The organism is Rhodococcus sp. RCBS9 (assembly GCF_029457415.1).
Taxonomy (GTDB): Bacteria; Actinomycetota; Actinomycetes; order Mycobacteriales; family Mycobacteriaceae; genus Rhodococcus_F; species Rhodococcus_F qingshengii.
Map to the genome: position 1 here is coordinate 3,118,578 of NZ_CP120422.1, position 23,923 is coordinate 3,142,500.

Here is a 23,923-nt window from a genome sequence, read left to right on the forward strand (position 1 = left end):
GCCCTACTTGCCGCGGATGGCGTCGAATACCTTGGGGTCGACCAGGGTCGAGGTGTCTCCGAGGTCGCGGCCTTCGGCGACGTCGCGCAGGAGACGGCGCATGATCTTGCCGGACCGGGTCTTCGGCAGTTCCGGCACGATCGTGATCTGACGCGGTTTGGCGATGGGGCTGATGTCGGTGGAGACCTGAGCCTTGAGTTCGGCGATGAGGACGTCGCCGGTGTTCTCGACGCCTTCACGGAGGATGACGAACGCGACGATGCCCTGTCCGGTGGTCTCGTCGGCGGCACCGACGACGGCGGCTTCGGCGACTCCGTGATGGTTCACCAGTGCTGATTCCACTTCGGAGGTGGAGATGCGGTGACCGGAGACGTTCATGACGTCGTCGACGCGGCCGAGGACCCAGAGTGCGCCGTCGTCGTCGTACTTGGCGCCGTCACCGGCGAAGTACCAGCCTTCTTCGGCGTAGCGGGACCAGTAGGTGTCGCGGTAGCGGTCCATGTCGCCCCAGATGCCGCGGAGCATCGCCGGCCACGGCTCGTCGAGGACGAGGTAGCCGTTGCCGCCGGGGCCGAGGGGCTTGGCGTCGTCGTCGACGATCTTCGCGGAGATACCGGGCAGTGGAGCCATCGCGGATCCGGGTTTGGTGGCGGTGATACCGGGGAGTGGGGAGATCATGATCGCGCCGGTCTCGGTCTGCCACCAGGTGTCGACGATGGGGGCTTTGTTGCCGCCGATGACCTCTCGGAACCAGCGCCACGCTTCGGGGTTGATGGGCTCGCCCACAGATCCGAGGAGGCGGATCGAGGACAGGTCGTGGGCGTCGGGGATCTCGCGGCCCCACTTCATGAACGTCCGCACGAGGGTGGGGGCGGTGTAGTAGATGGAGACGCCGTACTTCTCGATGATGTCGAAGTGGCGGTGCTCGTTCGGGGAGTTGGGGGTGCCTTCGTAGACGACCTGGGTGACGCCGTTCGAGAGGGGTCCGTAGACGATGTAGGAGTGTCCGGTGACCCAGCCGATGTCGGCGGTGCACCAGTAGACGTCTTGTCCCGCTTTGTGATCGAAGACGTTGTGGTGGGTGTACGAGGCCTGGGTGAGGTAGCCGCCGGAGGTGTGGATGATGCCCTTGGGCTTTCCGGTGGTGCCGGAGGTGTAGAGAATGAACAGGGGATGCTCGGCGTCGAAGGCCTGCGCCTCGTGCTCGGGTGAGGCCTGTGCGACGGTTTCGTGCCACCACAGGTCGCGGCCGTCGGTCCACTCGACGTCGATGCCGGTCCGGTTGACCACCAATACGTTCTGGACGGATTCGGCTCCGGCGACGGATTCGTCGACCGCTGTCTTGATGGGTGCTGCTGCGCCGCGTCGCCACTGCCCGTCGACGGTGACGACGAGTTTGGCTTGGGCGTCGTCGATGCGTGAGCGTAGGGCGGTGGCGGAGAATCCGGCGAAGACGACCGAGTGGGTCAGGCCGAGGCGGGCGCAGGCGAGCATGGTGACGATCGCTTCGGGGATCATCGGCATGTAGATCGCGACGCGGTCACCGGCGACGAGGCCGAGGTCGGTGAAAGTGTTTGCGGCGCGGCTGACTTCGGCGAGGAGGTCGTTGTAGGTCAGGTCGCGGGAATCGCCTGGTTCGCCTTCGAAGTGGATGGCGACGCGGTCGCCGTTGCCGGCGAGGACGTGGCGGTCGACGCAGTTGTAGGCGACGTTGAGTTTTCCGCCGACGAACCACTTGGCGACGGGGGCGTCGGTCCAGTCGAGGACGTCGGTCCATTTCTCGTGCCAGTGAAGGCGCTCAGCCTGATTCGCCCAGAAAGCGAGGCGGTCGGTATCTGCGGCAGCCTGCAACTCCGGTCCCGCGTTGGCGGCCGCAGCGAACTCTGCGCTCGGCGGATATGCCTGGGGGACGTCTGTTTCGGCTGCGCTTGTCATGGCTGACGGCCTTCTTTCCACTTTGATCGACACTTTTCTGACTCCGTGTGAGGGTAGTCACAAGCTCGCGTAAACGCACCGTTGCATCACGTTGCAACCCGTTGTCCTGCGACGATCGGTCGAATTGATGCGACGGGTGGTCGCTTCCGCCGACGAGTGAATGGGCGCGGACAGATTTCCCTCGGAATTGCGGACAATGGGTGCGATGCGCGCCCCGCGTCGGATGTGTCTATTGTCAAACCATTATTCGACCACAACTCGAAGTCACGTTCACTTTCAGTTGTAGGCGACACGACGCCGGCAGTTACGGCTGTCGGCAGGCCGCGAGCATGCTCGGGGTCACTTAGATGTGGAAGGAATTCCTTTGCGTATCTCACGCATAGCGACCGGCGCGGTCGCGCTCGGAATGACGGCAGTGCTGATCACGGCATGTTCGTCCGGCGATTCGTCGGGCGGATCGTCCAGCGGTGTCGTCAACGCCTGGGCGGGCGAGCCCCAGAACCCGTTGATTCCCACGAACACGAGTGAGAACCAGGGCGGCCGCGTCCTCGACTCCCTGTTCGCCGGTCTCGTTTCGTACACCGCCGACGGTGGCACGGAGAACGAGGTTGCCGAGTCCATCGAGAGCACCGACGGTCAAAACTTCACCGTCAAGCTCAAGGACGGTTGGACCTTCACAGACGGCACCCCCGTCACCGCGAAGTCGTTCGTCGACGCGTGGAACTTCGGAGCCCTCTCCACCAACGCTCAGATCCAGGCATCGTTCTTCGATCCGATCAAGGGCTACGACGAAGTTGCCGCCGAGGTTCCGACGGCTCAGACGATGTCGGGTCTGAAGGTTGTGGACGACTCCACCTTCACCATCGAACTCAAGCAGCCCGAGTCGGCGTTCCCCGATCGCCTCGGTTTCACGGCGTACTACCCGCTGCCCGAGGTCGCGTTCAAGGACATGACCGCATTCGGCGAGAACCCGGTCGGCAACGGCCCGTACAAGCTCGACGGCGCCGGCGCGTGGCAGCACAACGTCCGCATCGACACGGTCGTGAACCCGGACTACAACGGCAACCGCAAGCCGAAGAACGCCGGCGTCGACTTCATCATGTACAACAGCCTCGACACGGCGTACACGGATCTCCTCGCCAACAACGTCGACGTTCTCGACCAGGTCCCGCCGAGCGCGGTCACGACCTTCGAGTCGGATCTTGCCGGTCGCACGGTCAACCAGCCGTCGGCAACCATCGAGACGTTCACGATTCCGGGGCGCCTGGCGCACTTCAGTGGTGAAGAGGGCATGCTCCGCCGTCAGGCGATCTCGATGGCGATCAACCGCGATCAGATCACCCAGCAGATCTTCAACAAGACCAGGACGCCTGCACTCGACTTCACCAGCCCCGCAATCGAGGGTTGGAACGACTCGCTGACCGGTAACGGCAACCTGAAGTTCGACCCCGAGGCAGCCAAGGCCGCTTGGGCCAAGGCCGACGCCATCGCTCCGTGGTCCGGCAGCTTCGAGATCGGATACAACTCCGACGGCGGACACCAGGAATGGGTCGACGCCACGGCGAACAGCATCCGCAACACGCTCGGCATCGACGCAAAGGGCAAGCAGTACGCCACCTTTGCGCAGATCCGCACCGAAGCCACCGACCGCACCATCCAGAGCGCGTTCCGCTCCGGCTGGCAGGGTGACTACCCGCAGCAGTACGGCTTCCTGGCGCAGAACTACCAGACCGGCGGCAGCTCCAACGACGGTGAGTACTCCAACCCCGAGTTCGACCGCCTCCTGCGCGAATCGGCCGGCCAGACGGACAAGGCGAAGGCTCAGGAACTGCTCGATCAGGCTCAGGAAGTGCTGCTCAAGGACCTGCCTGCAATTCCGACGTGGTACCGCAACGCAGCCAGTGGATGGTCGGAGAACGTTTCCAACGTGACCATCAGCTGGAACGGCATTCCGGTCTACGAAGACATCGAAAAGAACTGACGCGTAGAACGATCCGCATCTGAAACGTGAGTTCGGGGCGGCAGGCGCCCTGCCTGCCGTCCCGAACTCGTGTTCACACCGGACTGTCCGCTGACGTACACGATCATCGACAAGGAGGTGATCCGATGCTCTGGTACATCGGTCGCCGAGTGCTTCAAATGATCCCGGTCTTTCTCGGGGCCACTCTTCTGATCTACGCCATGGTCTTCCTGCTTCCCGGTGATCCGATTGCCGCGTTGGCGGGCGACAAGGCGCTCAGTCCGGCTGTGGCAGCACAGCTTCGGGAGCGCTACCACCTCGATCTCCCCTTCTATCAGCAGTACCTGCTGTACCTGAAGGGCATCTTCACGCTGGACTTCGGCACGTCGTTCTCCGGACGACCTGTCAGTGAAGTTCTGGCACAGGCATTTCCGATCACGATGAAACTTGCCTTCATGGCACTGATCGTCGAGACCGTCTTCGGTGTCGGCTTCGGCCTCATCGCCGGCCTGCGTAAGGGCGGATTCTTCGACAGCACCGTCCTGCTGTTCAGCCTCGTTCTCATCGCCATCCCGATCTTCGTGATCGGCTTCCTGGCTCAGTTCTTCATCGGCGTCAAATGGGGCATCGTCCCGCCGACGGTCGGTGGCAACACCAGCTTCACCAATCTCCTGCTCCCCGCCCTGGTTCTGGGTTCGGTCTCGTTCGCCTACGTACTGCGACTGACCCGAACGTCCGTGGCGGAGAACCTGAGTGCCGACTACGTGCGCACTGCCACCGCCAAGGGACTTTCCCGTGGACGAGTGGTTCGCGTGCACGTGTTGCGCAACTCGCTGATCCCCGTGGTCACGTTCCTGGGCGCCGACCTCGCAACGTTGATGGGCGGCGCCATCGTCACCGAGGGCATCTTCAACATCAACGGCGTCGGCGGCACGATCTACCAGGCCGTGACCAGAGGTGAAGCGCCGACGGTGGTTTCGTTCGTCACCATTCTCATCGTGATCTACCTGATCGCAAATCTGCTCGTCGACCTCTTGTACGCCGCGCTCGATCCGAGGATCCGCTATGTCTGAGACCGTGAAGACCGGACGCGCCGTCCGGCAAAGTCATTTCGTGGCACCGCCCGAAGTTGCGGCACCCGGGGAGACGGACGCCGTCAAACTCGATCAGGCGCCGACCAGCATGTGGACCGATGCGTGGCGCGACCTACGCAAGCGCCCCCTGTTCATCATCTCGACGATCATCATCCTCGCGGTCATCGTCATCGCAGCGTTTCCGAGCTTGTTCACGAGCACCGATCCGCGGTTCTGCGACCTGACCTACAGCATGCAGGGGCCGACCTCAGGGCACTGGTTCGGTTTCGACCGCCAGGGCTGTGACGTGTACTCGCGCACCATCTACGGTGCTCGCGCATCCGTACTCGTGGGCGTCGGTGTCACTGCGTCGGTGCTGGTGATCGGCGTGATCTTCGGTGCGCTGTCCGGTTTCTACGGCGGATGGACCGATTCGATCCTCTCCCGTGTCGCCGACATCTTCTTCGGCATCCCGCTGATCCTGGCTGCCATCGTCCTGATGCAGCTGTTCACCGATCGCACCATCTGGACCGTCGTCGGCGTCCTGGCACTGTTCGGTTGGCCGCAGATGGCACGAATTGCTCGAGGCGCGGTGATCTCGGCGAAGAACAACGACTACGTCATGGCTTCGGAAGCGTTGGGTGTCTCGAAGCTCAAGACACTGATCCGCCACGTCATCCCGAACTCGTTGGCGCCCATCATCGTGGTGGCCACCATCTCGCTCGGCACGTACATCGTCGCCGAGGCGACGCTGTCCTTCCTCGGTATCGGACTTCCGTCCACCGAGGTTTCGTGGGGCGGCGACATCAGCAACGCTCAGGTGACGCTGCGTCAGGGATCGACCATTCTGTTCTACCCGGCAACGGCTTTGGCGATCACCGTCCTCGGATTCATCATGATGGGTGACGCTCTGCGCGACGCCCTCGATCCCAAGTCGCGGAAGCGGTGAGCACGATGACCACCAAGGAAACTCTCACCTCGGAGGAAACTCCGTTGCTCGAGATTCGTGATCTCGAGGTGTCGTTCCAGTCCAATTCCGGTCCGGTCCCGGCAGTTCGAGGCGTCAGCCTGACCGTGTATCCGGGTCAGACGGTCGCCATCGTGGGCGAATCGGGTTCCGGTAAATCCACCACCGCGCACTCGATCATCAATCTGCTTCCCGGCACCGGCAAGGTGACGGCAGGCGAGATCATCTTCGACGGCAAGGACATCTCGAAACTTTCGGAGAAGGACTTCGTCCACATCCGGGGCAGCCAGATCGGTTTGGTTCCGCAGGACCCGATGTCGAATCTGAATCCCGTGTGGAAAGTGGGCTTCCAGATCGAGGAAGCTCTGGCCGCCAACGGAATTGCCAAGGGCAAGGCAGCCAAGGTTCGGGCCGCCGAACTGCTCGAGGAGGCCGGCCTCGCCGAAGCCGAGAGCCGGTTGGGCCAGTACCCGCACGAGTTCTCGGGCGGTATGCGTCAGCGCGCACTGATCGCGATCGGGTTGTCCGCTCGTCCGAAACTCCTGATCGCGGACGAGCCGACGTCGGCGCTCGACGTCACCGTCCAGCGTCAGATCCTCGACCACCTCGACGGTCTGACTACGGAACTCGGCACCGCCGTTCTGCTCATCACCCACGATCTGGGGTTGGCCGCCGAGCGTGCCGAGCATCTGATCGTGATGAGCAAGGGTCGTATCGTCGAATCCGGTCCGGCACTGGAGATTCTGAAGCGCCCGCAGCATCCGTACACGCAGAAGCTGGTCGCTGCTGCGCCGTCGTTGGCGTCGAAGCGGCTCAGCTCGTCGGTGGCACGCGCCGAGATTCGCGAACAGGCGGAAGAGGTCGCCGAAGCGGTGAAGGCCGAGGAAAGTACGGCAGAGTCCTTCGGCAAGGCGACCGACGACGTTCTTGTCGTCGATCATCTGACCAAGGTGTTCAAGCTGCGCAAGGGTTTCCGCAAGACCACCGACTTCACAGCCGTGAACGACGTGTCCTTCAAGGTCCGCCGCGGAACCACAACGGCGATCGTCGGGGAATCAGGTTCCGGTAAGTCGACGGTCGCGCAGATGGTCCTCGGTCTGCTCGAGCCCACCGCAGGCAACGTGGTCTTCGACGGTCAGGACGTGGCGAAACTCGGTGCGAAGGAAACCTTTGCATTCCGTCGCCGAGTGCAGCCGATCTTCCAGAACCCCTACGGCACGCTCGACCCGATGTACTCGATCTACCGCACGATCGAGGAGCCGCTGCGTACCCACAAGGTCGGGACCAAAGCCGAGCGTGAGGCTCGCGTCCGCGAACTTCTCGACAAGGTGGGTCTACCGCAGTCGGTCATGCGTCGGTTCCCGAACGAACTCTCCGGTGGACAGCGTCAGCGCGTCGCGATCGCGCGAGCACTGGCCTTGCAACCGGAGGTCGTGATCTGCGACGAGGCGGTCTCCGCTCTCGACGTGCTCGTGCAGGATCAGATCTTGACCCTGCTGAACGACCTGCAGGCAGAGTTCGGGTTGACGTATCTCTTCATCACGCACGACCTGGCCGTGGTTCGTCAGATCGCGGACAACGTGTTGGTGATGTCGCGTGGCTCGATCGTCGAATCGGCACCGATCGACGACGTGTTCGGCAATCCGCAGCAGGACTACACACGCAAGTTGCTCGACGCGATTCCCGGTGGGTCCATCAAGCTGGGAAGCTGACGCAACAGGTAGGTAGGCAAGTCCGCAGAGGGGCTGCAAGGGTACCGTCGTTGATCGTGACGGACCCCTTGCAGCCCCTCGTCGATCTTCCAGGCGTACGCGCCGCCGCCGATCATGCGCGCGATGCTCTGGGTGAGGTTCATCGGCACAAGACCAACCGTCGCGGTTGGCCCACCACTGCCGCCGAAGCCGCGGTTCGTGCCGCGCGCGCTTCCGCATCGCTCGCCGGTGGCACCACCGAATTGCCGACCGAGGGCATGGCCGGTGATCCGATTCTCGCGGGTGCTCTGCGCGTGGCTCAGGCTCTCGACGGCGACAGCCTTCCGCTCATGGAGTCGACGTGGAAGCGCGCCCCACTTCAGGCTTTGGCCCGGCTGCACCTGTTGGCCGCGGCGGATCTCGTCGAGGACGCAGATCAACTGGGGCGGCCACGGTCGGATCGCGGAGTGGGGGAGCGGTTGGACGCTCTCGCCCAACTCGTTACAGGCGGAACCAGTGCACCGGCACCTGTTCTGGCGGCCGTCGTACACGGAGAACTCTTGGCGCTGAGCCCGTTCGGCACCGCTGACGGCATCGTCGCCCGCGCGGCCTCGCGTCTGGTTGCGGTCTCGTCGGGGCTGGATCCGCACAATCTCGGGGTCCCCGAGGTCAGTTGGCTTCGGCGACCACAGGCGTACACGGACGGCGCGGCAGGATTCGCTTCGGGAAATCCGGCGGGCGTCGGCAGTTGGGTGATTCTGTGCTGTGGTGCTCTCGAAGCCGGTGCGCGAGAGGCGACTTCGATTGCCGACGCCGCTACCGGATAGTCCGGCAAATTGCCCCTGCCGGAACATAACGAACGGGCGGCGCTGCCGATAAATCGACTTCGCCGCCCGTCAGCACGGACTACTCGTTACCAAGCGTGCTCGGTGGGTTGTGTGGGTGGCCTCGGCGAGGGATCGCACTTTCTGAGGTCGTCCCCGCAACCTGTGCGGGGTCCTCGCTCAAATTGAACGAATCTCGCAGGCCCACAACGCTTCTGCCCTTATAGTGGCTTGTGCTCCGCGTGGGTGCCCTAGTGCCCGTGCTAGGAATTTCGGTTGGGGAAACGGTCCTTCTCTTCCGAGCCGTTCCTGGCCTTCCGTTCTTCCGTAACTCCTTTGTACCCTGTGTCCGGGCTCACAGCAAGTACCAATTTTTGTTTGTGGGCCTTGGATTTCAGCGTTTCCGGCGCAGTAGCCCGAAGGTCATGGCGCCGGCCACCAGAGCTGCGATTCCCACCGCAGCGGTAGTAGCCACCGTGGTCGTGGACTGGGCCGACAATCGGGCACGAAGTGAGACCGGATTCGAGAAAGTCAGTATGGGCCAACCGTTTACGGCCGCTTCCTTGCGCAACGCTCGATCGGGGTTGACTGCGGTCGGATGTCCGACAGCCTCGAGCATGGGTAAATCCGTCACCGAGTCGGAGTAGGCGTAACTGGCGGCGAGGTCGTAACCGTACTCCGCGGCGAGTTTTTCCATGGCTTCGACCTTGCCGGGGCCGTAGCAGTAGAAGTCCACCTCGCCGGTGTAGTGGCCGTCTTCCTCCCTCATCGACGTCGCGACGGAATGGGTGGCGCCGAGGGCGCGGGCGATCGGTGCGACGATCTCTTCACCCGAAGCAGACACGACGATGACGTCGTGTCCACGCAGCTTGTGATCTGCGATCAGATCGGCCGCCTCGGCGAAGACGAGTGGATCGACGATGTCGTGCAGAGTCTCCGCGACGACGGCCTTCACCTGTTCCACGTCCCAGCCCGCACACATCGCCGTCAGATGCTCGCGCATGCGCTCCATCTGATCGTGATCGGCGCCGGACAGTAGAAACAGGAATTGCGCATAGCTGCTCTTGAGAACCGAGCGTCGATTGATCAGACCCTGTGCGAAGAATGGCTTGCTGAACGCCAGGGTGCTCGACTTCGCGATGATCGTTTTGTCCAAATCGAAGAAAGCGGCTGTCCGCCCGGTATTCAGTCCGTTCGCAGGCTTGTCGGTCACAGGATTGAGGATAGTCCGACAGGCGGTTCGTGTGCTCTTCGGCAAGCGTCCTCTTTCGGCGAAAAACAGCAGTTCAGTGCAGCTCAGGCTTGCATTTCTCGCCGATGGCGGGTGTAAGATCGTTGCTGTTCGATTCGTTCGAACTAGTTCAGCCCGACCCCCCGGGGCTGAACTCAGACGGCCCCCGCCTCCTCCCCCCATTGGCGGGGGCCGTCCTCTGTCTCAGGCCTGTTTCTCCCCAACCTCCCAGTTGTCCACAGGGTTGTTCGGCCCACTGTTTTCGCTGCCGGTGCTCGTTCAGGCTCTGCAGTCATGAACACGACGATCAACTCTCAGGAAACCGGGGCTCCCATTCTGGTTCTCGTCGACGACGCGAAAATCCTCGCGAGCGTGCGACGCGTCGCCGCCGCGGTGGACCGCCGGCTGGACGAGGCCGAACATCCCGTGTCCCGGCAACAGTGGAACCGGGCCTCGGCGGTGGTACTGGACGCGTCGGCGGCGCGAGATGCTCTGGCTCGTTCCCCCAAGCGAACGCGAGTGTTCCTCGTATGCGACGGCACACCGACCGTCGACGATTGGAAGAGCGCCACCGCGATCGGAGCCGACAGCGTTCTGTCCTTGCCCGAGGAAGAGAACGCGCTGGTCGCAGTTCTGGCCGATCACGTAGACGTCAGTGGTGACGGCACCGTCGTGAGCGTGGTGGGTGGTTGTGGCGGCGGCGGAGCCTCGGCAACTGCTGCGGCTGTCGCGTTGACGTCGGCGGCACGTCACGTCCCGACGCTGTTGGTGGACGTCGACGCACTCGGTTCCGGCGCCGACGTGCTGTTGGGTATCGAGACTGCTCCCGGATTACGTTGGGGTGCACTGACCGTCGAGGGCGGGCGGTTGTCCCCGGAGGCGCTGCGCGATGCACTGCCGGCAAAGGGAAAGTTTCTGAGGGTTCTGGCGAGCAGTCGCCGGGAGATCGACGGTCCGACAGTGACCGCCGTTCGCGCCGTGCTTGACGCAGGTCGCAGTTCCGGCGGGCTCGTGGTCTGCGACGTGCCACGTCATCCCAGCGAGGTAGGTCAGGCCGTGTTGGAGATGTCGGATTCGGTGCTCGTGGTGGTTCCGGCCACCGTGGCCGCATGCGTCGCGGCCGAGAAGGTCGGAGCCTGGGTGGTGCGACACAACTCCAACGTCGGGCTCGTCGTGCGTGGGCCGGCACCGGGGGGCCTACGCGGCGCCGATGTGGCAGACATGCTCGGCCTGCCCCTGACGGCCGTGATGCGCGGCCACCGATCGCTGGCGCCGATGCTCGAGCGTGGTGGCCTCGAATTGACCCGCGGTTGTCCGTTGAGTGTGGCGGCAACAGCGGTACTCGACGCCGTCGAATCCGGCGCACGCCCGCGCAGGGCTGCGGCATGAGTGCGTTGGTCACGGCCGAACTGCTCGACCGAGTTCGCGAGCGATTGACGGCGTCGTCGGTCGCCGAGCCGACGGCGGCCACCGTTGCCGATGCCGTGCGAGCTGAGTCCTCGGGCGTTCTGGCGGACACGGATCTGTTGGAGGTCGTCAGGGTGCTCCAGACGGAACTGACAGGCGCGGGGCCGCTCGAACCTCTGCTGCACGAACCCGGGGTCGCCGACGTACTGGTGACCGCGCCGGATCAGGTCTGGGTGGACCGCGGGGTCGGCCTCGAAAGGTCAGGGGTGCGGTTCACCGACGAGGCAGCTGTGCGTCGATTGGCGCAGCGGTTGGCACTGTCGGCAGGTCGACGCCTCGACGACGCCCAACCGTGGGTCGACGGCCGCCTGCGGGGCGTCGGCGACGGGCACTTCGGGGTACGACTTCATGCCGTACTCGCACCCGTGGCCCAGGGTGGAACCTGCGTGTCACTGCGAGTGTTGCGGCCCGCGACCCAGGGTCTCGACGCGTTGTCCGCCCACGGCGCCGTGGAACCGGACGCGCGGGAGCTCCTCAATCGCATCATTTCTTGTCGCTTGGCTTTTCTGGTGATCGGCGGGACCGGTGCGGGAAAGACCACGTTGTTGTCCGCCATGCTCGGCGCGGTCGACCCGCGCGAGCGAATCGTCTGTGTCGAGGACGCGGCCGAACTGGCGCCGCCGCATCCACACGTCGTCCGCCTCGTCGCCAGAGCTCCCAACGTCGAGGGCGTCGGAGAGGTGACGGTGCGCGATCTGGTTCGGCAGGCACTACGAATGCGTCCCGATCGCATCGTCGTCGGTGAGGTCCGCGGCGCAGAGGTGACTGATCTGCTCACGGCGATGAACACCGGCCACGACGGCGGCGCCGGCACCGTTCACGCCAATTCGCCCGAAGAGGTGCCGGCCAGACTCGAGGCGTTGGCGGCGCTCGGCGGTATGGATCGCCACGCGTTGCACAGTCAACTTGCCGCGGCAGTTCAAGTGATCCTGCACGTGCACAGATTGGCTGACGGATCGAGGCGTCTCGAACAGATCGGTGTCATCGACCGCGGTGCGGACGGGTATGTACGAATCATGCAGGCGTGGCCGGACGGCGGTTCGGGTCGTGAGCGGCTCGAGCGGATGTTCCGGCTTCGCAATCGAGAGGTCGGGACGTGACGGTTTCCTTCCTGGTCCTCGCGTTGGCGGTCTCGATTGCGCCGGTGCGGGATTCACGTGCTCGGCTCGCTGCGTACGCCCCGAGCATCCGCAAGCCCGACCGGCAGATTCCGTGGCAGTTGGTCGCCGCATTTTTCGCGGTGTCGGCTGCATGGGTTCTCGGAGGCTTGTCGGCAGGATGCGCAGCGGTTGTCCTCGCCGGAACCTTGATCTTTCGTGGGCGCCGCGCGAAGGCGGCCGAAAACCGGGACCTCTCACAGAAGATGCTGCTCTCCGGTCTGGAGGTGCTGATCGCCGAGCTGAGCGTCGGCGCGCATCCTGCAGCGGCCAGTTCTGTTGCAGGCGAGGAATGTACCGGAGAAGTGAGTGCCGTATTCCGGTCCGCTGGGGCCAGGGCGCGTCTCGGTGGTTCTGCCGCAGCGGCCTTCGCGGTACCGGATTCGTGCATCGAGCGTGAGTTCTCCCGCATCGGATCCGTCTGGCGGGTCGCCGACCAACACGGGCTGGCACTGGCGGAACTACTCGGCGCCGTCCGGACGGACATGTTGGGACGTAGACGCTTTCGTCAGCGTACCGAGGCCGGGTTGGCGGGCGCTCGGGCGACCGCGGCGGTGTTGGCCTTTCTCCCGCTGTTGGGGATCGGTCTCGGGCAATTGATGGGTGCGTCGCCGCTGCGCGTGCTGTTCGGAGGTGGGCTCGGCGGCGTGCTCCTGGTGATCGGAACCGCTTGTGTCTCAGCGGGTCTGCTCTGGACCGACCGGATAACTGCGAAGGTCACGTCGTGAGTTGGGCATCCGTGGCGATGATGGCGTTGGCGTTCGCGATCATTCCCGCTCGGCGCGGTGCTTCGGCCAGGGCGGCAGAAATTCTCTTCGCGGACACAACAACAGAAAATTCGGTTCCAGTCCCGGACAAGCCGGATCCACTCGCAGTTGCCGCAAGTCTCGACCTTCTCGGGGCCTGCCTACGAGCGGGGCTTCCCGTCTCCGCCGCGATCACATCGATGGCGTCGACGGCACCGAAACCGATGGCCGACTCGCTTCGTCGCGTCGCCGACCTTCTGGCGCTCGGTGCCGATCCCGACGCCGCGTGGAGCGAAGCCGCTCTCGATCCCGATACCGAGGCGCTCGCCAGAATGGCTCGGCGTTCCGCCCGTTCGGGTTCGTCGCTGTCCTCATCCATGGCCGAACTCGCCGAGCGCAGTCGAGGTGACGCCGAGGATCTTGCTGCTGCCGCAGCCGAACGCGCGGGAGTGCTGATCAGCGGTCCACTCGGGCTGTGTTTCCTGCCGGCGTTCATCGCCTTGGGCATCGTCCCGGTGGTGATCGGGCTTGCCACGACTGTGCTCGGTAACGGCCTGCTGTGAGCCGGATCCGAGTGAAAGCTCCTGCGGCAGAAGTGCTGCCACAGGTTTCGATTGAAGGGGGAGAAATGATTTCGAAGACGTTGAGGACGGTGTCGGCCAGATTTGCGCTGTTGGTTGCCGAGGACGACGGCATGTCCACCGCGGAGTATGCGATCGGCACGATTGCGGCTGCCGCATTCGGTGCCGTCCTGTACACGGTTGTCACTGGCGACTCCATTGTCTCGGCGCTGACAGGCATCATCGACAAGGCGCTCAAGACAGCTGTGTGATGTTGTCCACGAGAGGTATTCGGCAAGCCGACGACGGCGCCGTGACGGTGGAGGCCGCGATTGCTCTGGCTTCGATCGTCACGGTGGTCGTGCTGTGTGTCGGTGGAGTCCTGGCGGTGTCGATGCAGGTTCGGTGTGTCGACGCCGCTCGTGAGGCCGCGCGGTTGGTGGCACGTGGTGATCGTGAGTCTGCGGTCGCCACGGCCCGCCGGATCGCACCCGAAGATGCGTCGATCTCGGTGGAGATCGTGGACGGCTTTGCGGTGGCCGTTGTCAGCGCCGAGAGTGCGTTGCTGCCGTTGGTCGACATTTCTTCCGAGGCGGTGGCAGCAGTGGAGTCGGGAGTGGAGGAGGGGTGAACCTACGTGACGACGAAGGTGTTGCCACGGTTCTGGCGTGCTGCGTTCTGGCGGCGATGGTGATGGTGACCGGTGGGATGCTGCATGTCGGTTCCGCAGTGGTGGCTCGGCACACGGCTCAGTCGGCCGCTGATCTTTCGGCTCTCGGCGGTGCGGGCGCCTTGGACGGCGGTGACGAGTCGGCGTGTGAGATGTCCGCGGTGATCGCGGAGCGGATGCGTACGGTGCTCGCGGAGTGCGAGGTGCAGGGTTGGGATGTATTGGTCGAGATACGCGCACCGGTGTTGTTGTCGGGCTTCGGGATCGGGGATGCGCAGGCTTACGCGCGTGCGGGTCCGGTCAGCTGATCGTGTCGATCACGGCGGTCAGAACCTTCACCGCGCCGTCTTTGTCGAGTGGGTCGTTTCCGTTGCCGCACTTGGGTGAATAGACGCAGGACGGGCAACCGTGAGCGCACTCGCAGGAGAGTATGGCGTCGCGCGTCGCGGTGAGCCATCGGGACAGTTCGCTGTGCCCTCGGTCGGCGAACCCGGCGCCGCCGGCATGACCGTCGTAGACGAAGACGGTCGGGAGTCCGGTGTCCGCGTGCATCGCGGTGGACACTCCGCCGATGTCTCCGCGGTCGCAGATCGCCACCAGTGGCAGCAGGCCGATTGCGGCATGTTCGGCGGCATGCAGTGATCCGGGGAACCGTTCGGGCGGGACCCCGATTGATTCGAGGAGTTCCGGCGTGACCGTGTACATCACTGCCCTGGTGGGCAAAGTGTGTGCGGGCATGTCGAGTTCGATCGAGTCGAGGACTTCACCCGAAGTCAACCGTCGTAGGTACCCGACGACTTGATGTGTCACCTCGACCTGGACGAGAGCGACGGCGATGTCGCCGTAGTTCTTGTGCTCGAGTTGTTCGGTGATCGTGATTTCGGTGGTCTCGCGAGCCGAGGTGGTCCAGTCCGGATTCTCGGTGTGCACCAGTGCGAGTCCGACGTCGAGGTCCAGTTCGTCGACGACGTAGGTCTCGCCTTGATGGATGTGCACGGCGCCGGGATGAACTGTGGCCGGAGCGCGGCCCGCGTCGACAGTGCCCAGCATCCGGCCGGATTCCCCGTCGACAATGGCCACCTGAGTTCCGATGCCGCCGCGAATGTCCAAAGAGCCGTGGGGGTTCGAATCGGCGGTGACGAACCATCCGTGCTTTCGGCGCCGGATCTTGCCTTCCTCCGACAGCCTGGTCAGAACCTCGAGAGCCCCGAACGCGTCCACCTCGGCATCGGAAAGTGGGAGTTCCATTGCAGCGCAGAGAAGTTGTGGTCCCAGGACGTACGGATTTCCGGGATCTGTCACCGTCGCCTCGACGGGTTTGTCGAGTACCGCTGACGGATGGTGAACGAGGTAGGTGTCGAGTGGATCGTCGCGGGCGATCAACACGACGAGTGAACCCTCACCGCGTCGCCCGGAGCGACCCGCTTGCTGCCAGAACGAGGCGACGGTGCCCGGGAAGCCTGCCACGACAACGGCGTCGAGGCCTGCGATGTCGACGCCGAGCTCCAGTGCGTTGGTGGTGGCTGCGCCCAGCAGTGTGCCGTCGGCGAGTGCAGCTTCCAGTTCGCGTCGGTCCTCGGCCAGATATCCGGCGCGATACGACGCGACTCGCTCGGCGAGGTCCGGGTCCACCTCGGCGAGTAGACGTTTGGTGGCCATCGCGGTCAGTTCGGCGCCGCGGCGGGAGCGGACGAAGGTGAGAGTGCGGGCGCCTTCGATCATGAGGTCGGCCATGATCCGCGCGGCTTCCGCGCCCGCGGGACGTCGTACCGGGCTACCGTTTTCGCCGGTCAATGCCTCGAGTAGCGGCGGCTCCCACAGCGCGACGGTGCGTGGGCCGTGCGGCGATCCGTCTTCCGTGACCTCGGTGCAGTGTGCGCCTATGAGCCGCGAGGCCGCCGCGCCGGGATCTGCTGTGGTCGCGCTGGCCAGGATGAAGGTGGGTTCGGCTCCGTAACGGGCTGCAATTCTGCGTAATCGCCGGATCACGAGCGCGACGTTGGATCCGAAGACTCCCCTGTAGGAGTGGCATTCGTCGATGATCACGTATTTCAGGTTGCGGAAGAAGTGTGCCCATCGCTGATGGGTTCTGAGCAGAGAAATGTGGATCATGTCGGGGTTGGTGAAGAGCCAGCGTGAGTTCTCACGTGCCCAAGTGCGGAGTTCCTGCGAGGTGTCGCCGTCGTACGCACTGGCGTTCGTGCTGCGAAGTTCGACGTCGAAGTCGGTGAGGGACAGCACTGCTCGCAGTTGATCCGAGCCCAGCGCTTTGGTGGGGGAGAGGTACAGGGCTGTTGCGAGCGGATCGGTCGCCATGGCCGTCAGCACCGGGAGTTGGTACGCCAGTGACTTACCCGACGCCGTACCGGTGGCCACGACCACGTGTTTTCCGGCGTAAGCGAGGTCGGCGGCCTCACTCTGGTGGATCCACGGGGACCGCACGCTGTGCTCGGCGAGCGCACGTACGACGCTGGGGTGCACCCACTCCGGCCATTCGGTGAACTCGGCTACGCGAGCAGGTAACTGCGCGGTGAACATCAGTGGTTTTTCGCTTCCACTGACCCCGGCGACGACCCGATCGAGCAGCATCTGCCCGTAGGTCTCGCCAGGCTTCCCTCCCGGGGCGGGGATCGGGGAAGGTGCGTTCACGTGACTCTCCGGGCTCGGCGTTGGGGTGTGGCGGCAATCGGAAACTGTCGCTACCTGCAGTTTTGATGATACGCAACGGTCGGCGGTCTTGGTGGAACCGGGTGCTCGGCGCGCGCGCGCGGGAAACCACGATCGTGGGCTGTTTTTCTCGTAGCGAACTTTTAACGTTTTTAGTTCCCTTTTCGACTGTTGTGCACGCGGAGAACATGGTTGACTGACAATCGGTCGCAGCTTCTGTGTTCGTAGGCTTGAGAAAGTGCACGCTCGCAGGATCGTTGTTGCGGGCGCGGTGCTCTGCCTTTCCTGAGGGGGAAATAAAGACGTACAGCGGTCGGAACCGGCCCGGTGGACTGTAAGGGCTGTTCACCGAATCCGGTGTTAGAAAGAGAAGGAAAAGCATGGCACAGGGCACTGTGAAGTGGTTCAACGCTGAAAAGGGCTTCGGCTTCATCGCTCCCGAAGACGGTTCCGCAGACGTCTTCGTTCACTACTCCGAAATTCAGGGCAACGGCTTCCGTACCCTCGAGGAGAACCAGCGTGTGGAGTTCGAGGTCGGCCAGGGCACCAAGGGTCCCCAGGCTACCGGCGTTCGCGCGGTCTGATTTTTCCGCTCACTCGCTGAGCGATTAGTTCGGACAGTATTTGTCCCCCATCGCATCCGTGCGGTGGGGGACAAATCTTTTCGGGCTGAGCCAGTCTTTCTCTGTCCGAGGTAATGCACGCAGCTGTCCGACCACGGCCGGTCGTCTATGCCGTCAGTACCTTCGTGGCTTACGTTTCACTCTGTGAGCCAACTGTCCTTTTTCTCTGCCGAGTCGATTCCACCTGCCGTGACGGACCTCGCCGGAATGCTGGCCGGACCGGGGCAGGTCGTGACCTCGGAGGATCGCGCGCGGATCTCGATCGTCGTGGATCGGGACTGGAGAGCACAGGCCGTTGCCGAGTTGATCGCGCAGTGCGGACTCGGGGCCGAGGTGACGCGTAGCGAAGAAGGCAGCCCACTCGTCCGAACTCAGTCGACGCCCGCACTCCTTCCGCTGTCCGTGCAATGGACCAAGGGAGCAGTGAAGGCGGTGCCGGTCGGGTGGGTTCCTAATTCTCGCCAACTCCGAGTGTGGGCCGTCGCCGCCGGCCGACTCGAAGAAGGCGGTGAACGATTCGTGTTCGGCCTCGACCCCCATGCGAAGGAGACACACGCACCGCTGGCTCAGGCCTTGATGAGGGTTGGTATCGCGCCGACTCAACTGGGTAACCGGACACCGGGTCCGGGGCTCCGTGTGTCGGGAAAGAAGAGACTGACAAAGCTCGTCGAATACCTCGGTGAGGCGCCGAAACACGTCGACACCTCGGTCGCCTGGCCGCACGTCTGACAGAGCTGATGCCGCGTGTCCAACGGTGCTGATGTCGCGTGTCCGACGGAGCCCATACTGTACTGATCTGCACGAATGTCTTGCGGGTATGTCACTCTGTAAAGAGAGACACGGGGTATAACTTGCTCCACACGTCTAGTTCTGAAGAACTGCCGACGGCAGTGAACGTCCAAAGGAAGGCTCGGGCAGCAGGTGGCTAAAGCGGACAACGGCAGCGGTCAGGGAGCGTCCGGTAACCCTCGTCGCCTCGTGATCGTCGAGTCACCGACCAAGGCGCGCAAAATCGCTCCCTACCTCGGTAAGGACTACGTCGTCGAGGCATCGGTCGGTCACATTCGCGACCTCCCGCGCGGCGCAGCGGACGTTCCGGCCAAGTACAAGGGCGAGTCGTGGGCCCGTCTCGGCGTCAACGTCGATCACGACTTCGAGCCGCTCTATGTCGTGAGCCCGGAAAAGAAGGGCAAGGTCGCCGAACTCAAGTCTCTGTTGAAGGACGCCGACGAGCTCTTCCTCGCAACTGACCCCGACCGCGAGGGCGAGGCAATCGCCTGGCATCTCCTCGAGACTCTCAAGCCCAAGATTCCGGTTCGTCGAATGGTCTTCCACGAGATCACCGAGCCGGCAATCCGTGCTGCCGCCGAAGACACCCGCGAACTCGACACCGACCTCGTCGATGCTCAGGAAACCCGCCGCATCCTCGACCGTCTCTACGGTTACGAGGTCAGCCCGGTTCTCTGGAAGAAGGTCATGCCGAAGCTCTCGGCCGGCCGCGTCCAGTCGGTGGCCACTCGCGTCATCGTCCAGCGTGAACGCGAGCGGATGGCGTTCAAGTCGGCGTCGTACTGGGATATTTCCGCGACGCTCGACGCCGGTGCAGAGGCCAGCCCGCGTAGTTTCGGTGCGCGCCTGGTCTCCGTCGACGGTTCGCGTGTCGCCTCCGGTCGCGATTTCGGAGCTGACGGAAAGCTCAAGGGCAGCGCCGTCACCGTGCTCGACGAGGCGTACGCGCGTCGTCTCGCGGAAGCGTTGCAGGGCGTCGACCTCACGGTTTCCTCCGCCGAGGACAAGCCGTACACGCGCAAGCCTTACCCGCCGTTCATGACGTCGACGCTCCAGCAGGAAGCCGGACGCAAACTTCGTTTCACGTCCGAGCGTGCAATGCGCATCGCACAGCGTCTGTACGAAAACGGCTACATCACCTACATGCGTACCGACTCGACGACTCTCTCGGAGTCGGCGATCGCTGCCGCTCGTGCGCAGGCCACCGAGTTGTACGGTCCGGAATACGTGCATCCGACGCCGCGTCAGTACACCCGCAAGGTCAAGAACGCGCAGGAAGCCCACGAGGCGATCCGCCCCGCCGGCGACGTGTTCCAGACCCCGGGTCAGCTGCACTCCAAGCTCGATTCCGACGAGTTCAAGCTGTACGAACTGATCTGGCAGCGGACCGTCGCTTCGCAGATGGCCGACGCCCGCGGTACGACGTTGACGCTTCGCATCTCCGGCACGGCAGGCACCGGCGAGGACTGCACGTTCTCCGCTTCGGGTCGCACCATCGTGTTCGCCGGCTTCCTCAAGGCTTACGTCGAGAGCGTCGACGAAGAGGCCGGCGGTCAGTCCGACGACGCCGAATCCAGGCTTCCGGTGCTGGTCAAGGGTCAGGAAGTCACGGCCACCAAGCTCGATCCGGACGGGCACAGCACCAACCCGCCCGCTCGCTACACAGAAGCCAGCCTGATCAAGACGCTCGAAGAACTCGGCATCGGCCGTCCTTCGACCTACTCGTCGATCATCAAGACCATCCTCGATCGCGGATACGTCTACAAACGTGGCAGCGCGCTGGTTCCGTCCTGGGTGGCGTTTGCCGTCATCGGGCTGCTCGAGGTGCACTTCGGCCGGCTGGTCGACTTCGATTTCACGGCAGGAATGGAAGACGATCTCGACGCGATCGCCGGTGGCCGTGAGCAGCGTGGCAACTGGCTGAGCAGCTTCTACTTCGGCGGCGAGACAGGCGCTGAAGGTTCGGTCGCCCGCGAGGGCGGGCTGAAGAAGATGGTCGGTGTCAATCTCGAGGAGATCGACGCTCGCGAGGTCAACTCCATCCGACTGTTCGACGACGCCGAGGGTCGCGAGGTTCACGTGCGCGTCGGCCGGTTCGGGCCGTATCTCGAGCGCATGGTTCAGAATCCGGACGATCCCGAAGGCGATCTGATCTCGCAGCGGGCAAATCTTCCCGATGACCTGCCACCGGACGAGCTCACTCCCGAGTACGCCGAGAAGTTGTTCTCGACGCCTCAAGAGGGCCGCAAGCTGGGCGTCGACCCGCTGACGGGCCACGAGATCGTCGCGAAGGAAGGCCGCTTCGGTCCCTACGTGACCGAGATCCTGCCCGAACCGCCGGCCGAGCCGGAACCGGACATCGTTCCCGTCACCGCTCCCGAGCCGGAAGAAATCAGCTCGGGCAGCACCAAGACTGCGGTGAAGAAGGCCGCGGCCAAGAAGGCGCCTGCGAAGAAGGCTGCCAAGAAGGTCGCAGGCCCCAAGCCGCGGACCGGATCGCTGCTCAAGTCCATGGACTTGGCGACGATCACCTTGGAAGATGCGCTGCGTCTGCTGTCGCTTCCGCGCGTCGTGGGTGTCGACCCCGAATCGAAGGAAGAGATCACCGCGCAGAACGGCCGTTACGGTCCGTACCTGAAGAAGGGCACGGACTCACGCTCGCTCGCCAACGAAGAGCAGATGTTCACCGTCACGCTCGACGAGGCCCTCAAGATCTACGCCGAGCCGAAGCGTCGTGGGCGTCAGGCGTCGGCAACGCCTCCGCTGCGTGAGTTGGGCGTCGATCCGGTCAGCGAGAAGCCGATGGTGATCAAGGACGGCCGTTTCGGTCCGTACGTCACCGACGGCGAGACCAACGCCAGCCTTCGCAAGGACGACGACGTCGAATCCATTTCCGATGCTCGGGCGTCGGAGTTGCTGGCTGATCGTCGTGCGCGCGGCCCGGTCAAGAAGAAGGCAGCAGCCAAGAAGGCTCCGGCCAAGAAGGCCGCTGCCAAGAAAACAGCCGCAAAGAAGGCCCCGGCAAAGAAGGCCGCCGCCAAGAAGGCTCCGGCGAAGAAAGACTCGTAAGGCTTCGTCGGTGCCGACGGTTAGGGTTTTTGCATGAGTACTGAAGTGGCCGAACGAGGTGTGTTCGGTCGGCTGGTGGGTCAGCACGACGTCGAGCAGAGCCTGCGTGATGCTGCACTGTCGGCTCGTGGCGATTCCAGCGGCTCGGAGATGACCCACGCGTGGCTCTTCACCGGGCCACCCGGCTCTGGTCGTTCGGTGGCTGCTCTCTGCTTCGCCGCTGCCCTGCAATGCACCTCCGACGGTGCACCAGGGTGCGGTGAGTGTCATGCGTGTACGACGACGATGGGTGGAACCCATGGTGACGTACGACGGATCATCCCCGACGGCCTGAGCATCAGCGTCAAAGGCATGCGCGAGATAGTCAACATCGCTTCGCGTCGACCGACGACGGGGCGGTGGCAGGTGATCGTGGTCGAGGATGCCGATCGTTTGACCGAAGGCGCAGCCAACGCCCTCCTGAAGGTTGTCGAGGAGCCGCCGGACCGCACGGTCATCCTGCTCTGCGCGCCGACGACCGATCCGGAAGACATGTCTGTCACCCTCCGATCGCGGTGTAGGCACATGCCGTTGGTGACGCCGTCCGTCGAATCGATCGCTCAGGTGCTGATCGACCGCGACGGGCTGGATCCGGAACGGGCGAGAATCGCCGCATCGATCAGCGGCGGACATGTCGGCCGGGCTCGGCGTCTCGCCACCGACGAGAGCGCGCGCGACGAGCGTCAGCGTTCGCTTCGACTTGCCGCAGACGCGATCGGGGCTTCGACGGCGTACAAGGCCGCAGAGAACTTGGTGAAGTCGATCGAGGCTGACACCAAGGCGTTCTACGCCGAACTCAAGGAACAGGAGCTCGAGGAGCTCAAGGTTTCCTTGGGTGGTGGTGGAACCGGCAAGGGAACAGCCGGGACTCTGCGCGGATCGGCTGGTCTGATCAAGGACCTCGAAGCGCGTCAGAAATCGCGCGACACCCGGGCCCGCCGCGATCTTCTCGACCGGACGCTGATCGACCTGGCCGGCATGTACCGGGACGCGCTTTCCTATTCGCTGGGGTCGACGTCGACGGCGACCCATCCCGACATGGCTCGGCAGGCCGCCGAGTTGGCTGCGCGAACGTCCCCGGAGGGGTTGCTCAAGTGCATCGAAGCGGTGCTCGAATGCCGCGAGGCCGTCGACTTCAACGTCAAGTTGCAGTGGGCGCTCGATGCGATGGTTGCCTCCATCGGAGCCGCTTTCCGACCCCCGTTTTCGCGATCCGGGGGTTGACCAGATAGACTCGCCACCGCCGAAAGGCACGCTGCCTTAGCTCAGTCGGTAGAGCATTTCACTCGTAATGAAAAGGTCGAGAGTTCGATTCTCTCAGGCAGCTCAGCCAAGAGCCCCACACCCGGAAATCCGGATGTGGGGCTCTTGTCGTTAGTTCCCAATTCTTGCGTATGTGCGGTTTATCCTGAGTTCGGCGAACACGTGCCTGAACAGGGGAGACCTCGATGTCGGATCAGAACTGGGGACCAGGCCAACCATCGCAGAATCAGCCGCCGTACGGGCAGATGCCGCCGATGCCGCCGCAGGGTTATCAGCCGCCGACGCCCGCCTATCCGTACGCAAGCTGGATCTCGCGGGTGTTCGCGTCAATCCTCGACGGCTTTGTCGTTCCGCTCCCGGGCGTCATCCTCGCGATCATCGGGGCGGTGATCGCGTTCTCCGGATCCGAAGTGACCACATACGACGACGGCAGCGTGAGCGCTGAAGGCGGCAATCCGGTCGGCGTGATCGTCATGGTCGTCGGCATACTGGCGATCTTCTTGATCGAGGTATGGAACCTCGTCTTCAGACAAGGGAACACCGGACAGACGCTCGGCAAGAAGTGGCTGGGAATTTCGGTGATTCGGGAGTCCGACGGTGTACCGCTCGGCCCGGTGATGGCGCTGCTTCGTTGGATCATGATGGCGATCCTGGGTGGGGCATGCTTCCTCAACTATCTCTGGCCGCTCTGGGACTCGAAGCACCAGTGCTGGCACGACATGGTGGTCCGGTCGGTAGTCGTTCGCGCCCGCTAGTCGCGGCCGGGGTCTCTTACAGTGGGTGCCATGGAGTTGGAAGCGGTCACAAGTCGACGACGCTCGCTGGCCGCACCCGTCGGTGTTGCTGCAGTGGCCGTGACGGCCGCCGCGGTACTCCACTTCCGTGATCCCCACAGCGCGGGTAGTTACGGCGTTTGTCCGATGTACGCGTTGACGGGATTGTGGTGCCCGGCGTGTGGTGGCCTTCGTGCGGTCAATGACCTGACTAATCTGGATATTGGCGCCGCAGTGTCCAGCAATGCCTTGATCGTGCCGTTTATCGCGGTGTTGGTGATCGCGTGGATCGGTTGGACAGTGCGCCGTTGGAAAGGCACGCGGGATCGCATGATCGTGCTTCGGCCGACTGTGACGATCGTGGTGCTCGGAGTTCTCGTTGCATTTACGGTTGTTCGAAACACCCCGTGGGGGAGCTG

21 protein-coding genes and 1 tRNA gene (1 of these 22 running past the window's edge) are annotated in these 23,923 nt (G+C 63.8%); 19 read left to right on the top strand and 3 right to left on the bottom strand.

Going from position 1 to position 23,923, the window contains the following annotated elements:
- Positions 1-3: 3 nt before the first annotated feature.
- A complete protein-coding gene (acs, locus tag P0M12_RS14755; RefSeq protein WP_065351837.1) occupies positions 4-1,935 on the bottom strand; it encodes an acetate--CoA ligase in 1,932 nt (643 codons plus the stop codon).
- 364 nt (positions 1,936-2,299) lie between these two features.
- Between acs and P0M12_RS14760 the strand changes: the two genes are divergently transcribed.
- From P0M12_RS14760 to P0M12_RS14780, 5 genes are all read left to right on the top strand, one after another.
- The gene (locus P0M12_RS14760) at positions 2,300-3,916 is read left to right on the top strand and encodes an ABC transporter substrate-binding protein (protein WP_037132624.1); all 1,617 of its coding nucleotides are present in this window, start codon (positions 2,300-2,302) and stop codon (positions 3,914-3,916) included.
- Positions 3,917-4,041: 125 nt separating this feature from the next.
- Positions 4,042-4,968, top strand: coding sequence for an ABC transporter permease (locus tag P0M12_RS14765; protein ID WP_007732434.1), 927 nt, complete (start codon positions 4,042-4,044; stop codon positions 4,966-4,968).
- Complete coding sequence (locus P0M12_RS14770; RefSeq protein ID WP_019746638.1) at positions 4,961-5,917, top strand: ABC transporter permease; 957 nt, start codon at positions 4,961-4,963, stop codon at positions 5,915-5,917. Before P0M12_RS14765 ends, P0M12_RS14770 begins: the two co-directional genes overlap by 8 nt.
- Before the next feature lie 5 nt (positions 5,918-5,922).
- The gene (locus P0M12_RS14775) at positions 5,923-7,647 is read left to right on the top strand and encodes an ABC transporter ATP-binding protein (RefSeq protein ID WP_099696931.1); all 1,725 of its coding nucleotides are present in this window, start codon (positions 5,923-5,925) and stop codon (positions 7,645-7,647) included.
- Positions 7,648-7,703: 56 nt separating this feature from the next.
- Entirely contained in the window at positions 7,704-8,453 is a 750-nt protein-coding gene (locus P0M12_RS14780; protein WP_003946100.1) for a hypothetical protein, read from the top strand.
- Positions 8,454-8,844: 391 nt separating this feature from the next.
- Here P0M12_RS14780 and P0M12_RS14785 read toward each other — a convergent pair whose 3' ends face one another.
- Positions 8,845-9,663 (bottom strand): HAD-IB family hydrolase, encoded by an 819-nt coding sequence (locus P0M12_RS14785; protein ID WP_003946123.1) that lies wholly within the window; start codon positions 9,661-9,663, stop codon positions 8,845-8,847.
- Positions 9,664-9,975: 312 nt separating this feature from the next.
- On the opposite strand from P0M12_RS14785, the gene ssd reads away from it, so the two are divergent.
- The 7 genes from ssd to P0M12_RS14820 all read left to right on the top strand — a co-directional run bounded on the left by ssd (position 9,976) and on the right by P0M12_RS14820 (position 14,589).
- Entirely contained in the window at positions 9,976-11,070 is a 1,095-nt protein-coding gene (ssd, locus tag P0M12_RS14790; protein WP_277377883.1) for a septum site-determining protein Ssd, read from the top strand.
- Positions 11,067-12,248: a TadA family conjugal transfer-associated ATPase gene (locus P0M12_RS14795; protein ID WP_003946116.1), complete on the top strand. Its 1,182-nt coding sequence runs from the start codon at positions 11,067-11,069 to the stop codon at positions 12,246-12,248. The genes ssd and P0M12_RS14795 overlap by 4 nt, the downstream gene beginning before the upstream one ends.
- Positions 12,245-13,033, top strand: coding sequence for a type II secretion system F family protein (locus P0M12_RS14800; RefSeq protein ID WP_230359455.1), 789 nt, complete (start codon positions 12,245-12,247; stop codon positions 13,031-13,033). Before P0M12_RS14795 ends, P0M12_RS14800 begins: the two co-directional genes overlap by 4 nt.
- A complete protein-coding gene (locus tag P0M12_RS14805) occupies positions 13,030-13,614 on the top strand; it encodes a type II secretion system F family protein (RefSeq protein ID WP_230359456.1) in 585 nt (194 codons plus the stop codon). The genes P0M12_RS14800 and P0M12_RS14805 overlap by 4 nt, the downstream gene beginning before the upstream one ends.
- A 65-nt stretch (positions 13,615-13,679) precedes the next feature.
- Positions 13,680-13,883: a DUF4244 domain-containing protein gene (locus P0M12_RS14810; protein WP_007732448.1), complete on the top strand. Its 204-nt coding sequence runs from the start codon at positions 13,680-13,682 to the stop codon at positions 13,881-13,883.
- Positions 13,883-14,242, top strand: a complete 360-nt coding sequence (locus P0M12_RS14815; protein WP_047270007.1) for a TadE family type IV pilus minor pilin — start codon at positions 13,883-13,885, stop codon at positions 14,240-14,242. The genes P0M12_RS14810 and P0M12_RS14815 overlap by 1 nt, the downstream gene beginning before the upstream one ends.
- Entirely contained in the window at positions 14,239-14,589 is a 351-nt protein-coding gene (locus P0M12_RS14820; RefSeq protein ID WP_064689115.1) for an Rv3654c family TadE-like protein, read from the top strand. The genes P0M12_RS14815 and P0M12_RS14820 overlap by 4 nt, the downstream gene beginning before the upstream one ends.
- Here P0M12_RS14820 and P0M12_RS14825 read toward each other — a convergent pair.
- Positions 14,582-16,870 (bottom strand): DEAD/DEAH box helicase, encoded by a 2,289-nt coding sequence (locus P0M12_RS14825; RefSeq protein ID WP_003946107.1) that lies wholly within the window; start codon positions 16,868-16,870, stop codon positions 14,582-14,584. The genes P0M12_RS14820 and P0M12_RS14825 overlap by 8 nt on opposite strands.
- A gap of 458 nt (positions 16,871-17,328) precedes the next feature.
- Between P0M12_RS14825 and P0M12_RS14830 the strand changes: the two genes are divergently transcribed.
- The 7 genes from P0M12_RS14830 to P0M12_RS14860 form a co-directional block, all read left to right on the top strand.
- Positions 17,329-17,532, top strand: coding sequence for a cold-shock protein (locus P0M12_RS14830; protein ID WP_003946117.1), 204 nt, complete (start codon positions 17,329-17,331; stop codon positions 17,530-17,532).
- A gap of 183 nt (positions 17,533-17,715) precedes the next feature.
- Positions 17,716-18,300 carry a hypothetical protein gene (locus tag P0M12_RS14835; RefSeq protein WP_003946106.1) on the top strand — a complete coding sequence of 195 codons (585 nt, stop codon included), beginning with the start codon at positions 17,716-17,718 and terminating at the stop codon, positions 18,298-18,300.
- A 192-nt stretch (positions 18,301-18,492) separates the two neighbouring features.
- Complete coding sequence (gene topA, locus P0M12_RS14840) at positions 18,493-21,429, top strand: type I DNA topoisomerase (protein WP_003946104.1); 2,937 nt, start codon at positions 18,493-18,495, stop codon at positions 21,427-21,429.
- A 33-nt stretch (positions 21,430-21,462) separates the two neighbouring features.
- Positions 21,463-22,692, top strand: coding sequence for a DNA polymerase III subunit delta' (locus tag P0M12_RS14845; RefSeq protein WP_019746652.1), 1,230 nt, complete (start codon positions 21,463-21,465; stop codon positions 22,690-22,692).
- Positions 22,693-22,722: 30 nt separating this feature from the next.
- Positions 22,723-22,795 (top strand) — tRNA-Thr (locus tag P0M12_RS14850).
- A gap of 121 nt (positions 22,796-22,916) precedes the next feature.
- Positions 22,917-23,486, top strand: coding sequence for an RDD family protein (locus tag P0M12_RS14855; RefSeq protein ID WP_047270004.1), 570 nt, complete (start codon positions 22,917-22,919; stop codon positions 23,484-23,486).
- 30 nt (positions 23,487-23,516) lie between these two features.
- Positions 23,517-23,923, top strand: partial view of a DUF2752 domain-containing protein gene (locus P0M12_RS14860; protein WP_007732476.1) — the 5' portion only. The gene runs 16 nt beyond the window's last position; only the first 407 of its 423 coding nucleotides appear in the window; the start codon lies at positions 23,517-23,519; its stop codon lies off the right edge, out of view.